General features: G+C 68.1%; 12 protein-coding genes. All 12 read left to right on the top strand.

The features are described from left to right. Positions 1 to 365: 365 nt before the first annotated feature. The 12 genes from apbC to M1D55_RS21980 all read left to right on the top strand — a co-directional run bounded on the left by apbC (position 366) and on the right by M1D55_RS21980 (position 13,299). The gene (apbC, locus tag M1D55_RS22035) at positions 366 to 1,454 is read left to right on the top strand and encodes an iron-sulfur cluster carrier protein ApbC (RefSeq protein WP_456281838.1); all 1,089 of its coding nucleotides are present in this window, start codon (positions 366 to 368) and stop codon (positions 1,452 to 1,454) included. 11 nt (positions 1,455 to 1,465) lie between these two features. After that, positions 1,466 to 1,987, top strand: a complete 522-nt coding sequence (locus M1D55_RS22030) for a DUF3305 domain-containing protein (RefSeq protein ID WP_043438296.1) — start codon at positions 1,466 to 1,468, stop codon at positions 1,985 to 1,987. 76 nt (positions 1,988 to 2,063) lie between these two features. Further along, on the top strand, positions 2,064 to 2,714 hold the full coding sequence (locus M1D55_RS22025; RefSeq protein ID WP_456281837.1) for a DUF3306 domain-containing protein: 651 nt from the start codon (positions 2,064 to 2,066) through the stop codon (positions 2,712 to 2,714). 102 nt (positions 2,715 to 2,816) lie between these two features. Beyond that, positions 2,817 to 4,982, top strand: a complete 2,166-nt coding sequence (locus M1D55_RS22020) for a 4Fe-4S binding protein (protein WP_456281836.1) — start codon at positions 2,817 to 2,819, stop codon at positions 4,980 to 4,982. Between the two features lie 287 nt (positions 4,983 to 5,269). Beyond that, positions 5,270 to 5,905, top strand: coding sequence for a TorD/DmsD family molecular chaperone (locus M1D55_RS22015; RefSeq protein ID WP_006579350.1), 636 nt, complete (start codon positions 5,270 to 5,272; stop codon positions 5,903 to 5,905). Positions 5,906 to 6,156: 251 nt separating this feature from the next. After that, positions 6,157 to 6,366, top strand: a complete 210-nt coding sequence (locus M1D55_RS22010; RefSeq protein WP_006579351.1) for a hypothetical protein — start codon at positions 6,157 to 6,159, stop codon at positions 6,364 to 6,366. 100 nt (positions 6,367 to 6,466) lie between these two features. Next, complete coding sequence (locus tag M1D55_RS22005) at positions 6,467 to 9,496, top strand: molybdopterin-dependent oxidoreductase (protein WP_064572708.1); 3,030 nt, start codon at positions 6,467 to 6,469, stop codon at positions 9,494 to 9,496. Positions 9,497 to 9,506: 10 nt separating this feature from the next. Next, positions 9,507 to 10,196, top strand: coding sequence for a formate dehydrogenase FDH3 subunit beta (gene fdh3B, locus M1D55_RS22000; protein WP_064572710.1), 690 nt, complete (start codon positions 9,507 to 9,509; stop codon positions 10,194 to 10,196). Next, entirely contained in the window at positions 10,193 to 10,432 is a 240-nt protein-coding gene (locus M1D55_RS21995; RefSeq protein WP_456281835.1) for a hypothetical protein, read from the top strand. Before fdh3B ends, M1D55_RS21995 begins: the two co-directional genes overlap by 4 nt. Before the next feature lie 61 nt (positions 10,433 to 10,493). Beyond that, entirely contained in the window at positions 10,494 to 11,744 is a 1,251-nt protein-coding gene (locus M1D55_RS21990) for a formate dehydrogenase subunit gamma (protein WP_456281834.1), read from the top strand. Between the two features lie 84 nt (positions 11,745 to 11,828). Then, positions 11,829 to 12,374 (top strand): superoxide dismutase family protein, encoded by a 546-nt coding sequence (locus M1D55_RS21985; protein WP_006578443.1) that lies wholly within the window; start codon positions 11,829 to 11,831, stop codon positions 12,372 to 12,374. Positions 12,375 to 12,468: 94 nt separating this feature from the next. Then, the gene (locus tag M1D55_RS21980) at positions 12,469 to 13,299 is read left to right on the top strand and encodes a formate dehydrogenase accessory sulfurtransferase FdhD (protein ID WP_064572716.1); all 831 of its coding nucleotides are present in this window, start codon (positions 12,469 to 12,471) and stop codon (positions 13,297 to 13,299) included. The last annotated feature ends 93 nt before the right edge of the window (positions 13,300 to 13,392 follow it).

Here is a 13,392-nt window from a genome sequence, read left to right as displayed (position 1 = left end):
CTTTCTCCTTCTGTCGATTGTTGTGCTTCCACTGCGGCTGCCTGCGCCTCGGGTCGAGGCATTGTGACGCACTGGCCTAATTGCGCCAGCAGCCTCCAAAAAATGCAAGCACCAAGTGGCGTTGCAGGCAGCTTTGAGGCTCGGCCGAAGTCCCTGACCGGATCCCGGGCGAGCCGACGTATCGGCGCACTACAATAGGGAGATGCCGCCCCGTGCACAAGCGCGACGCTGTGAAAGTTGTAAGCGCGTGTAATCCCTTGTACATCGCAGGGGTAATCGAGGCCTTCCAGGCGATTGCCGGGCCGCGGGGCCACTCTTTGATACAGTACGCGCCTTCCCCCACATATCAAGTAGCGGAGATTGTCTTGAGCCTTACCGTTGACCAGGTTACCGAAGCCCTGCGTACCGTGATCGATCCCAACACGGGCAAGGATCTGGTGAGCACGCGCTCCGCCCGCAATATCCGTGTCGATGGCGGCGATGTCTCGCTCGACGTCGAACTCGGCTATCCGGCCAAGAGCCAGCTCGATCCGATCCGCAAGCTGGTGATCGCGGCGCTGCGCCTGCTGCCGGGCGTCACCAATGTCAGCGTGACGGTGACCATGCACATCGTCGCCCATGCGGTGCAGCGCGGCGTCAAGCTGCTGCCCGGCGTCAAGAACGTGATCGCGGTCGCCTCGGGCAAGGGCGGCGTCGGCAAGTCGACCACCGCCGTCAACCTGGCGCTGGCGCTGGCCGCCGAGGGCGCGCGGGTCGGCATGCTCGATGCCGACATCTACGGGCCGAGCCTGCCGATGATGCTGGGCATCGACGGCCGTCCCGAGTCCGCCGACGGCCAGACCATGGAGCCGCTCGAAGGCCACGGCCTGCAGGCCAACTCGATCGGCTTCCTGATCGAGCAGGACAACCCGATGGTCTGGCGCGGTCCGATGGTGACTTCGGCGCTGGAGCAGCTGTTGCGGCAGACCAACTGGCACGAGCTGGACTACCTGATCGTCGACATGCCGCCGGGCACCGGCGACATCCAGCTGACGCTGTCGCAGAAGGTGCCGGTCACCGGCGCGGTGATCGTCACCACGCCGCAGGACATCGCGCTGCTGGACGCGCGCAAGGGCCTGAAGATGTTCGAGAAGGTCGGCATCCCGATCCTTGGCATCGTCGAGAACATGGCGGTCTACTGCTGCCCGAACTGCGGCCACGTCGAGCACATCTTCGGCGAAGGCGGCGGCGAGCGGATGTGCGAGCAGTATGGCGTCGACCTGCTGGGCAGCCTGCCGCTGAACCTGTCGATCCGCCAGCAGGCCGATTCGGGCCGGCCCACCGTGGTGGCCGAGCCGGACAGCCCGATCGCCGAGCTCTATCGCGGCATCGCGCGCAAGGTGGCGATCAAGGTCGCCGACAAGGCGCGCGACATGACCAGCAAGTTCCCCAGCATCGTCGTGCAGAACACCTGACCATGGAACCGATGCAGTCCGAGGTCCCGGAGCCGGCCGGCAGCCGCCCCGCCGTCACGATGGCGGTGGTGATGCGCAAGGTCGCGCTGGCCAGCCGCTGGCAGCCCTGGAAATGGGAACTCGAAGCGGTGGTGCCCGACCTCGGCGCATTCGGCGCCGAGCCGCACTGCCTGCACGAGGACGACCAGGGCGCGCGCTGGCTCTATCCCGGCTATCCCGTCGAGCTGTTCCGCGACGAGGCCGAGGGCTACTATCTGAACCTGAGCTCCACGGCGCCGTGCTGGTTCGTGCTGTGGCGCATGGACGAGACCCAGCCCGAAGACGGGCGCCGGCCGCTGCCGGTGACCGTCTCGCTGTCGTACAACGAGGCCGGACGCTGGCTCGATGCCGGCGAGACCGTCGAGAACGTGCCGCTCGCGCCCGAACAGCTGGCCTGGCTGCAAGCCTATGTGGCCGAGCACTACCGGCCCGAGCCGAAGAAGCGCCGCCGGCCGGAGTCGTTCAAGTCGCCGCAGGACCGGGCGCGCTATTGAACACCCTGCTGAACGCGCTACTGAAATCCGCGGCGGGGATGCCGTTATCGGTATCCCCACCGCCTGACCCCGCATCATGAGCGATTCGACCGAAACGTCCTTCCTGTCCCGCTGGTCGCGCCGCAAGGCCGCCGTGCGCGAGGGCAAGGCCGTGCCGGCGGCGCCGGCGCAGCCGGTCGCCGTGCCGGTAGCGCCGGTCACCGATCCGGCGAAGGCCGACGCGCCGGCCGCTGCCGTCGCCCCCGCGGCCGAAGCGCCGCCCCTGCCGACCCTGGCCGACGTGGCGACGCTCAAGCCCGGCGACAGCGTCGCCCGCTTCGTCGCCCAGGGTGTCGACGAGACCGTCAAGCGCGCCGCGCTGAAGACGCTGTTCGCCGACCCGCACTTCAACGTGATGGACGGGCTCGACATCTATATCGACGACTACAGCAAGCCGGACCCGATTCCGCCCGACGTGCTGCGGCGCCTGCGCCAGTCCGAGACGCTGGGCCTGTTCGATCCGATCGAGCAAACGGAAGAGGCCGGCACCGCCGCCGCCGGCCAGCAGGCCGCGCCCGCCGACGCTCAAGACGCTCAAGACGCTCAAGCCCAGGCCGAATCGTCCGTTGATGTCCCGGAGGACGGCACCGCCGAGCCGGATGCCGCCGCGCAGGCCGCCACGGCCGAGAACACCCAAGCCACCGCCGCGGTGCCTGATACCGAACCAGCTACGGACAAACCTGCGTAGCCCCGGCCCGGCATCGGGCCCTACAATGTCACTCCCCCACAAATCGCCGGCGCGGACCCGCTCGACAGAAGCGGACCGACAAGCCGGCCAGCTGTACCGACCATGCCGACGCTGATCTGCAATTGCAACGACACCATGCCGCTTGACGGGGCGGCACTGTCGGATGCCTCCAACCAGCCGGGCGCCGCCCCGCTGAAAGTCCACCGCCTGCTGTGCCGCCGCGAGGTCGGCGCCTTCACCGCCGCGCTCGACGGCACCGAAGACGTGATCGTCGCCTGCACGCAGGAACGCCCGCTGTTCACCGAACTGGCCGCGAAGACGCAGGCCGGCGGCGTCGTCACCGCGCCGGTGCGCTTCGTCAATATCCGCGAGACCGGCGGCTGGTCGCGCGGCGCCCACAAGGATCCGCGCACCGCCAACGCCAAGATCGCGGCACTGCTCGCCGCCGCGGCGCTGCCCGATCCGGACCCGGTGCCGGTGGTCGAGTACCGCTCTGCCGGCAGCGTGCTGGTGATCGGCCCGGCCGCGCGGGCGCTGCCCTGGGCCGACCGCCTCGGTGAGGCGGGCCTCGAGGTGACGGTGCTGCTGAACGCGGCCAGTGCCAGCGCACTGGACGGCGCGACGCCTCCGGCGATGCGTGACTACCCGGTCCACAGCGGCCGCCTCGACAAGCTGACCGGCTGGCTCGGCGCCTTCGAGGCCAGCTGGGAAACCGGCGCCGGCCGCGCCAATCCGATCGACCTGGACCTGTGCACCCGCTGCAATGCCTGCATCGAGGCCTGCCCCGAAGGCGCGATCGACTTCAGCTACCAGATCGACCTGAGCCGCTGCACCGCGCACCGCGATTGCGTCAAGGCCTGCGGCGCGGCCGCGGCGATCGACTTTGACCGGCCCGCCGCCAACGTCAGCGAGCGCTTCGACCTGGTCTTCGACCTGAACGACAGCCCCTTCTTCGGCCGGCATGCGCCGCCGCAGGGCTATCTGCATGCCGGCGCCGAGCCGCTGCGGCAGCAGCAGATGGCGCTGACCGCGACGCAGATGGTCGGCGAGTTCGAGAAGCCCAAGTTCTTCCAGTACAAGGAATCGCTGTGCGCGCACGGCCGCAACCGGACCACCGGCTGCTCGGCGTGCATCGACGTCTGCTCGGCCGAGGCGATCGGCTCGCGCTGGCAGGACGGCAAGGGCCGCATCGAGGTCGCGCCGAACCTGTGCGTCGGCTGCGGGGCCTGCACCACGGTCTGCCCGACCGGCGCGATCAGTTATGCGTATCCGAAGCCCGACCATCAGGGCCGGCGCCTGCGCACGCTGCTGTCGACCTACCGGCAGGCCGGCGGGCGCGATGCCGTGCTGCTGCTGCATGGGCAGGAGCATGGCGACCCGCGCATCCTGGCGCTCGGCCGCGAGGCGCGCGCGGGCCGCCTCGGCGGCATCGCGCCGAACGTGATTCCGGTTGGCCTGTTCCATCCGGCCTCGGTCGGCCTGGAGCTGTGGCTCGCGGCAATCGCCTGGGGTGCGGACCGCGTCGCGGTGATGCTGACCGGCGACGAGGCACCGCAATATCGGACCGCGCTGGCCGAGCAGATGGCCGTGGCGCAGGCCATCCTCGCGGGCCTGGGCTATCGCGGCGAGTTCTTTACGCTGATCGACGCGCCCGATGCCGGCTCGCTCGATCGTGCGCTGGCGCGCCTGGCGCCGAATTTCTCGACAAGGAGCGCGCTGCCGCCGGCGGCCTTCCATGCCGCTGCGGCCAAGCGCGAGACGCTGGGCTTCGCGCTCGATCACCTGGCCGCGCATGCGCCGGTGCCGGCCGAGACCGTGCCGCTGCCGGCGGGTGCCCCGCTGGGCGCGGTGCAGGTCGACGCCGGCCGCTGCACCTTGTGCATGGCCTGCGTCGGCTCCTGTCCGTCGCAGGCGCTGCGCGACAACAGCGAGCGCCCGGTGCTGTCCTTCCTCGAGCGCAACTGCGTGCAGTGCGGCCTGTGCGAGCGGACCTGCCCCGAGGACGCCATCACGCTGGTGCCGCGCCTGCTGACCGGCGAGGGGGTGCGCCAGCCCGTCACGCTGCACGAGACCAGGCCCTTCCACTGCATCCGCTGCGCCAAGCCCTTCGGCACCGCGCAGATGGTCGAGGCGATGCTCGGACGCCTGGCCGGCCATCCGGCCTTCGCCGGCGCCGCCGCCGACCGCCTGAAGATGTGCAGCGACTGCCGGGTCGTCGACATGATCGAGAAAGACACCGGCGCCGCGACTGGCGCGACGCTGCAATAGTACGATCCGCCCGCGGCGCACCCTCTCCCCCGGCCCCTCTCCTCCGGCCCCTCTCCCGCGAGCGGGAGAGGGGAGCGAAAAGCAATCCGAGGGCGGCATGCCCTCTGCCCCCGCCCCTTTCCCGCGAGCGGGAGAGGCGAGTGAAAGACCATCCGACGGCGCATGCGGATGCATCCTCTCTCCCGCGGGCGGGAGAGGGGCAGGGGAGAGGGGCAGGGGAGAGGGCAGCTCCGCCGACGACACGCGCCAACGTTTCCAACACCGCCTACGATCCGACCCGCCGAACGATGAGCGATACCCGACCGATCCGCCTTACCGAATCCTCCGCCCCCGCGGACCAGGCCGAAGACACCGCCCGCGCCGACCTGTACGGCCTGCTGGCCACGCTGTTCTATCGCGCCCCCGACGCTGCGCTGCTGCACCATATCGCCGCCAATCGTGCGCATGCCGACGATGCCGGCAGCCCGCTGGGCCAGGCGTGGAATGCGTTGGGCGAAGCGGCGGCGGGCACCACCGAGGCGGAGGCGGCCGACGAATACCAGCAGCTGTTCGTCGGCATCGGCAAGCCCGACATCTTCCTGTACGGCTCGTACTACCAGACCGGCTTCCTGCATGAACGCCCGCTGGTGGCGGTGCGCGAGGACCTGGCACGCTACGGGCTCGAGCGTCATGAAGGCGTCAGCGAACCCGAGGACCATATCGCGACGCTATGCGAGGTGATGCGCTTCCTGATCGCGGGCGACGATCTCGCGGTGTCGAACCTCGGCGAGCAGCAACGCTTCTTTGCGCGCCATCTGCAGCCGTGGGTCGAGTCGCTGTGCGATGCGGTGATCGCGCATCCGGGCGCGCGCTTCTATGCGCGCGCGGCGGAGTTGCTGAAGTCGTTCGCGGCCGTCGAGGCGGTCGCGATGGAGATGCATTGATGGCGCGCGGCGCTAAAGCGAATGGCTCAGGGAGCCGATAAACGCGAGTTGGCGTGCAGATCGAGATGTCGCGACGCGGGTCGCGCGGCGTGCAACGACATGTCTCAAGACATTTGATGCACAGCGCCATGATTACGGAAAATCAGGATAAACCCGCGGTCAGCATGGTCATTGCGTGCATATCGATCTACAATACGCAAAACAATGCATAACTAGATTGGTAATCGGTAAATATTACCGAGGAGCCCCCCATGAAAGAGAAGGAAACCCGGGTCGCACGTCGCCATTTCCTCGCGGGCGCTGGCGTCGTCGCTGCCGCCGCGGGTGCCGCGGCCCTGACCGCGCGCACGCCTGCCGCCCCCGCCGGTGCGATTCCCGCGCCGGAACCCACAGCTGCCGACAGCAACGGTTACCGTGTCTCTGAACACGTACGGAAGTATTACCGGACGACGCTGGTATAAGCCGCGCGATATGCCGGTCCGCCGTGATGCCCGTCATCCCGGCGCGGCCGTATCTCGCAGTATCGCCTTTACCCGCTTCGTACCTTTCCCGAGGTGACACATGATTCTGACCCGCAAGCACGCGGCCCAGGGCGGCGCCCCTGCGCAGCGCGTTGATCGACTCGCGTCCGCTCAGCCGGCCGCCGCTTCGTCCGCACGCCTGTCGGCACGACTGGCCACGAGCCTCGCCGGCGCGATGCCGACGATGGACCGCCGCAGCTTCCTGAAGCGCTCCGGCATTGGCGTCGGCGCGGGCCTCGCAGCCTCGCAGCTGACGCTGATCCGCAAGGCCGATGCGGCCGACGGCAAGGCCGCCGGCGACGGCAAGGGCGACATCGTCGTGCGCCGCACCGTGTGCGGCCATTGCTCGGTCGGCTGCGCGGTCGATGCCGTCGTGCAGAACGGCGTGTGGGTCCGCCAGGAGCCGGTGTTCGATTCGCCGATCAACATGGGCGCCCACTGCGCCAAGGGTGCGGCGCTGCGCGAGCACGGCCACGGCGAGTACCGCCTCAAATACCCGATGAAGCTCGTCAACGGCAAGTACCAGCGCATCAGCTGGGACCAGGCGCTGGACGAGATCACCGCGAAGATGAAGCAGATCCGCCAGGAGACCGGCCCGGATTCGATGTTCTTCATCGGCTCGTCCAAGCACAGTAACGAGCAGTCGTATCTGCTGCGCAAGTGGGTGTCGTTCTTCGGCACCAACAACACCGACCACCAGGCGCGCATCTGCCACTCGACCACCGTCGCGGGCGTGGCCAATACCTGGGGCTACGGTGCGATGACCAATTCGTACAACGATATGCAGAACGCCAAGGCGGCGTTGTATATCGGCTCGAACGCGGCCGAGGCGCACCCGGTGTCGATGCTGCATCTGCTGCATGCCAAGGAGAACGGCTGCAAGGTGATCGTGGTCGATCCGCGCTACACCCGTACCGCCGCCAAGGCCGAGCAGTACGTCCGCATCCGCTCGGGCACCGACATTCCGTTCCTGTTCGGCGTGCTGTACCACATCTTCAACAACGGCTGGGAAGACAAGGAGTACATCCGTCAGCGCGTCTATGGCATGGACAAGGTGCGCGAGGAAGTGCTGGCCAAGTGGACGCCGGACAAGGTGGAAGAGGCCTGCGGCGTGCCCGAGGAACAGGTCTACAAGGTCGCCGAGACCATGGCCAAGAACCGGCCCAGCACGCTGGTCTGGTGCATGGGCCAGACCCAGCACACGATCGGCAACGCGATGGTGCGCGCCTCCTGCATCGTGCAGCTGGCGCTGGGCAACATCGGCGTGTCGGGCGGCGGCGCCAACATCTTCCGCGGCCACGACAACGTGCAGGGCGCGACCGACGTCGGCCCGAACCCGGACTCGCTGCCGGGCTACTACGGCCTGGCCACCGGCGCGTGGAAGCACTACGCCGCGGTCTGGGGCGTCGATTACGAGTGGATCAAGTCGCAGTTCCCCTCGCAGGCGATGATGGAGAAGTCCGGCACCACGGTGTCGCGCTGGATCGATATCGTCACCGAGAAGAGCGACCTGATCGACCAGGACAACAACGTCCGCGGCGTGTTCTTCTGGGGCCATGCGCCGAACTCGCAGACGCGCGGCCTGGAGATGAAGAAGGCGCTCGACAAGCTGGACCTGCTGGTGGTGATCGACCCGTATCCGTCGGCGACCGCGGCGATGGCCAACATGCCGCCGGCCGAGGGCGACAAGGTCAATCCGAACCGCGCCGTCTATCTGCTGCCGGCCGCCACGCAGTTCGAGACCTCGGGCTCGTGCACGGCGTCGAACCGCTCGCTGCAATGGCGCGAGAAGGTCATCGAGCCGCTGTTCGAATCGATGCCCGACCACACGATCATGCAGGCCTTCGCCGACAAGCTGGGCTTCGGCAAGGAGCTGTCGCGCAACTTCAAGCTGATCGAGGTCAAGCGCGCCGGCCGTACCTGGATGGAGCCGGAGCCCGAGTCGATCCTGCGCGAGATCAACAAGTCGAACTGGACCATCGGCTACACCGGCCAGTCGCCGGAACGGCTGAAGGCGCATATGAAGAATATGCAGATGTTCGACGTCAAGACGCTGCGCTGCAAGGGCGGCAAGGACGCGGCCACCGGCTATGACCTGACCGGCGACTACTTCGGCCTGCCGTGGCCGTGCTACGGCACGCCGGAACTGAAGCACCCGGGCTCGCCGAACCTGTACGACACCACCCGGCACGTGATGGACGGCGGCGGCAACTTCCGCGCCAACTTCGGCGTCGAGCGCGACGGCGTCAACCTGCTGGCCGAGGACGGCTCGCATTCGGTGGGCGCGGAGATCACCACCGGCTATCCCGAGTTCGACCACGTGCTGCTGAAGAAGCTGGGCTGGTGGGACGACCTGACCGATGCCGAGAAGCAGGCCGCCGAGGGCAAGAACTGGAAGACCGACCTGTCGGGCGGCATTCAGCGCGTCGTGCTGAAGGTGCACGGCTGCCATCCGTTCGGCAACGCCAAGGCGCGCGCCGTCGTGTGGAACTTCCCGGATCCGATTCCGCAGCACCGCGAACCGCTGTACTCGACCCGTCCGGACATGGTCGCCAAGTATCCGACCCACGACGACAAGATGGCGTTCTGGCGCCTGCCGACGCTGTACAAGACCGTGCAGCAGCGCAACATCGAGAACAAGGTCCACGAGAAGTTCCCGATCATCCTGACCTCCGGCCGTCTTGTCGAATACGAGGGCGGTGGCGAGGAAACGCGTTCGAACCCGTGGCTGGCCGAGCTGCAGCAGGAGAACTTCGTCGAGATCAATCCGCGCGCGGCCTCCGCCCGCGGCATCCGCAACGGCGACTACTGCTGGGTCAAGACGCCGACCGGCGCCACGCTGAAGGTGCGCGCGCTGGTCACCGAGCGGGTCGGCCCGGATACCGCCTTCATCCCGTTCCACTTCTCGGGCTGGTGGCAGGGCAAGGACATGCTGGACTACTACCCGGACGGTGCGCATCCGATCGTGCGGGGCGAGGCGGTCAACACGGCGACCACCTATGGCTACGACGCGGTGACGATGATGCAGGAAACCAAGACGACGGTCTGCCAGATCGAGCGCTTCGCGTAAGGGGAACACAATGGCACGCATGAAATTCATCTGTGACGCCGAGCGCTGCATCGAGTGCAACAGCTGCGTCACCGCTTGCAAGAACGAGCACGAGGTACCGTGGGGCGTCAACCGGCGCCGCGTGGTGACGGTCAACGACGGCGTGCAGGGCGCGGAGAAATCGATCTCGGTGGCCTGCATGCACTGCTCGGACGCGCCCTGCATGGCGGTCTGCCCGGTCGACTGCTTCTACCGCACCGACGACGGCGTGGTGCTGCACGACAAGGACGTCTGCATCGGCTGCGGCTACTGCTCGTACGCATGCCCGTTCGGCGCGCCGCAGTTTCCGTCGACCGGCACCTTCGGCGTGCGCGGCAAGATGGACAAGTGCACGTTCTGCGCGGGTGGCCCGGAAGCCAACGGCAGCGAGGCCGAGTTCGAGAAGTACGGCCGCAACCGCCTGTCCGAAGGCAAGCTGCCGCTGTGCGCGGAAATGTGCTCGACCAAGGCGCTGCTCGGCGGCGACGGCGACGTGATTGCCGACATCCTGCGCAACCGCGTGATCAAGCGCGGCACCGGCGGCGATGTGTTCGGCTGGGGCACCGCCTACGGCACCAACGGCCAGGCCGCCCAGCGCGCTCCGGCCGCGCCGGCCGGCACCCCGGCTCCGGCCCAGCAGACGCCGGCCGGTCCGTCCACTCCCGCGGGGCAGGCATCATGAACAAGAACAAGCTGATGTGGGTCGCGGCCGGCGCCGCGCTGATCGGGCTGGCGGGCTGCGGCGAGGAGCCGCAAACCGCCAGGCCAAGCCCGAAGAAGACCGACACCGCGGCCTGGAAGGGCGCGCCCGGCGATCCCTTCGTCGCCACTGGCTGGACGCAGGGCGACCAGACCAGCTGGCAGAAGCAGATTCGCCAGCGCAACCAGCTGCAGAACGAGTACACGCGCGTCCAATGAGCGAGGCGTGCATGGGCGGCCGCCGTTGCCGCCGACTTCAAGCCGATCCGAAGGAGGCCCTATGAGCGCCAAGCTGATTTCCGCGCTGGCCGGCAAGGCCCGTGCCGCCGCGGCAACGGCCGCGTGCGCGCTGGCGCTGGCCGTGCCGCTGCTGCACGGCGGCGCGGCGCAGGCGCAGACCACGCCGGCGCAGACGCCTGCACAGGCAGCCGCGCAGGGCCAAAGCCCCGCCGCGACGCCGGCGCCGGCGGAAGCCGACACCAACAATCCCGCGCTGCATCCGCAGCAGCCGTTCTCGGGCATCGCCTCGCAGAACATCTTCGACGTGCCCGAGCGTGACATTGCCGCCGAGGCGCGCGAGCAGCAGAGCCGCACGCGCACGCAGCCGGGCAACAACGCGCCGGTCTGGCGCGAGATCAATTCGGACCAGCGCCACTACAGCAGCCTGCCGGACAAGGAAGCCGGCGTGCTGATCCTGCGTACCGGCCAGGAATGGCGGCTGTTGCGCAACGGCGTGATCACGGTCTGGGGCGGCTGGCTGCTGGTACTGGTGCCGGCGGTGATCCTGGCCTTCTTCGTCTGGCGCGGCACCATTCCGCTGAAGTCGCAGCCGACCGGCCGCATGATCGAGCGCTTCACGCCGCTGGAGCGCATTGTCCACTGGACCATGGCGATCGCCTTCGTGGTGCTGGCGGTGTCGGGCATCGTGATGCTGTTCGGCAAGCATTTCCTGCTGCCGATCATGGGCCATACGCTGTTCGGCTGGCTGACCTATCTGCTGAAGAACGTGCACAACATCGTCGGCCCGGTTTTCACGCTGTCGCTGATCGTCGGCTTCGTGATCTTCGTGCGCGACAACCTGCCGTCGCGCGACGACATCCGCTGGCTGACCAGCCTGGGCGGCATCGCCAGCGGCAAGCACGTCCCGAGCGGCCGCTTCAACGCCGGAGAGAAGGGCTGGTTCTGGGTCGGGGTGTTCCTGCTCGGTCTGCTGATCTCGGCCTCGGGCTTCGTGCTCGACAAGATCGTGCCGGGGCTGGACTACTACCGCACCACGATGCAGCTGGCCCATATCGTCCACTCGATCGCCGCGATCGTGATGATGGCGATGGCGTTCGGCCATATCTACATGGGCACGATCGGCATGGAAGGCGCCTATCGCGCGATGCGCGACGGCTATGTCGACGAGGCCTGGGCGAAGGAGCACCACGAGCACTGGTACGACGACGTCAAGTCCGGCAAGATCCCGGCCCAGCGTTCCACGCCTTCGCGCCGCCAGCCGGAACGGCGCCCCGCGCCCGGCGAGGCGTAAGCACCGTCGTTCCGCTGCCGTACGGACCAGGCCGGGATGAGCGCTACAATGCATGCTCGACATCACCGTGACAGGAGGTTCGGCATGAAGCGTATTCTTTTCGGTCTGGTGGCAAGCGGCGCGCTGGCAGCGTGTTCGCAGACGGGACCCATCGGGAAGATGATGGGCGGCGGTGCGACGGCCGAGCGAGCCGTGGCGCCGCTGACCGCCAAGAGCGGCACCAATACCCAGGGCACCGTGACCTTCACCCAGCATGGCGATCATGTGATGGTGCTGGCCGACGTGACCGGCCTGCCGCCGAATTCGGTGCATGGCTTCCACGTCCACGAGAAGGGCGACTGCTCGGCCCCCGATGCGATGAGCGCCGGCGGCCATTTCAACCCGACCGGGAAGCCGCACGGTTCCGTCAATACGCCGGATCATCATGTCGGCGACATGCCGAACCTGACCGCCGACGCCAATGGCCGCGCGCGCGCCAGCTTCCAGCTGACCAGCATGACCGTCGCGCCCGGCGCGAACAGCGTGGTCGGCCGCGCGGTGGTCGTGCACAAGGACCCCGACGACTACAAGACCCAGCCCACCGGCAATTCGGGCGGCCGCATCGCCTGCGGCGTGGTGGTCAAGTCCTGACCGGCGCGGCCGGCGCCGTGGCTCCGCCCTGACCAACCAGGCGGGCTCGCCATCGCGCCGGCCTCGTCCCGATGTTCCAGATTTCCACGTAACCATGTCCCTGCGTCCCGAACTGAGCCAAGCCGCCGTCCCGCTGATCGAGGAGGTCGAGGTGGTCGACGAGCAGGGCCGCGTGCGCGCCGCCTTCCTGCCCGGCGAACGGCCGCTGACGGTCTATCTGGACAAGCGCGAGCTGGTCACGCTGATGACGCTGGGCGGCGCCCCGGAGGCGCTGGTGCTCGGCTACCTGCGCAACCAGCGGCTGGTCGAGTCGATCGAGGACATCGCCGCGATCCAGGTCGACTGGGAGACCGAGTCGGCCGCGGTGACCACGCGCGGCGGTGTCGACCGCATCGAGGAGCGCACCGCGCGCAAGATCGTCACCACCGGCTGCGGCCAGGGCACGGTGTTCGGCTCGCTGCTCGACGAAGTCGACCAGATCCGGCTGCCCGACGACGCGGTGCTGGACCAGCAGACGCTCTACAGCATCGTCGACACGATCCGGCTGCAGCAGTCGGTCTACAAGCAGGCGGGCTCCGTCCATGGCTGCGCGCTGTTCCAGGGCCGCGAGCTGCTGATGTTCATCGAGGACGTCGGCCGCCACAACGCGGTCGACGCGATCGCCGGACGGATGTGGCTGGAAGGAATGGACGGCGCCGACAAGGTGTTCTACACCACCGGCCGCCTGACCTCGGAGATGGTCATCAAGGGCGCGCAGATGGGCATCCCGTTCCTGCTGTCGCGCTCGGGCGTCACGCAGATGGGCTACCAGATGGCGAAGCGCGTCAACATGACGCTGTTCGCACGCTGCACCGGCAAGCATTTCCTGCTCTATACCGGCCGCCAGCGCTTCCGTCATAGCGAGCCGCAGGCCGCGGTGGCATAAGGCCGATCTCCACGCGGTCAAACTCCCGCGCTCCCCGAGCTCGCCCTTCCGCTGTCCTTCCGGCTTGCCCCTTGATATCCCCGGCCGAGCTTG

Source organism: Cupriavidus sp. JZ107 (genome assembly GCF_053903255.1).
The sequence above is the reverse complement of the archived record's forward strand: the minus strand, read 5'-3'. Positions and strand labels throughout refer to the sequence as shown.

What these genes read in the sequence shown, in the direction of transcription:
- M1D55_RS22030 (WP_043438296.1), top strand. Translation starts at nt 1,466, where the DNA reads ATGCAGTCCGAGGTCCCGGAGCCGGCCGGCAGCCGCCCCGCCGTCACG.
- M1D55_RS22025 (WP_456281837.1), top strand. Translation starts at nt 2,064, where the DNA reads ATGAGCGATTCGACCGAAACGTCCTTCCTGTCCCGCTGGTCGCGCCGC.
- M1D55_RS22020 (WP_456281836.1), top strand. Translation starts at nt 2,817, where the DNA reads ATGCCGACGCTGATCTGCAATTGCAACGACACCATGCCGCTTGACGGG.
- M1D55_RS22015 (WP_006579350.1), top strand. Translation starts at nt 5,270, where the DNA reads ATGAGCGATACCCGACCGATCCGCCTTACCGAATCCTCCGCCCCCGCG.
- M1D55_RS22010 (WP_006579351.1), top strand. Translation starts at nt 6,157, where the DNA reads ATGAAAGAGAAGGAAACCCGGGTCGCACGTCGCCATTTCCTCGCGGGC.
- M1D55_RS22005 (WP_064572708.1), top strand. Translation starts at nt 6,467, where the DNA reads ATGATTCTGACCCGCAAGCACGCGGCCCAGGGCGGCGCCCCTGCGCAG.
- fdh3B (WP_064572710.1), top strand. Translation starts at nt 9,507, where the DNA reads ATGGCACGCATGAAATTCATCTGTGACGCCGAGCGCTGCATCGAGTGC.
- M1D55_RS21995 (WP_456281835.1), top strand. Translation starts at nt 10,193, where the DNA reads ATGAACAAGAACAAGCTGATGTGGGTCGCGGCCGGCGCCGCGCTGATC.
- M1D55_RS21990 (WP_456281834.1), top strand. Translation starts at nt 10,494, where the DNA reads ATGAGCGCCAAGCTGATTTCCGCGCTGGCCGGCAAGGCCCGTGCCGCC.
- M1D55_RS21985 (WP_006578443.1), top strand. Translation starts at nt 11,829, where the DNA reads ATGAAGCGTATTCTTTTCGGTCTGGTGGCAAGCGGCGCGCTGGCAGCG.
- M1D55_RS21980 (WP_064572716.1), top strand. Translation starts at nt 12,469, where the DNA reads ATGTCCCTGCGTCCCGAACTGAGCCAAGCCGCCGTCCCGCTGATCGAG.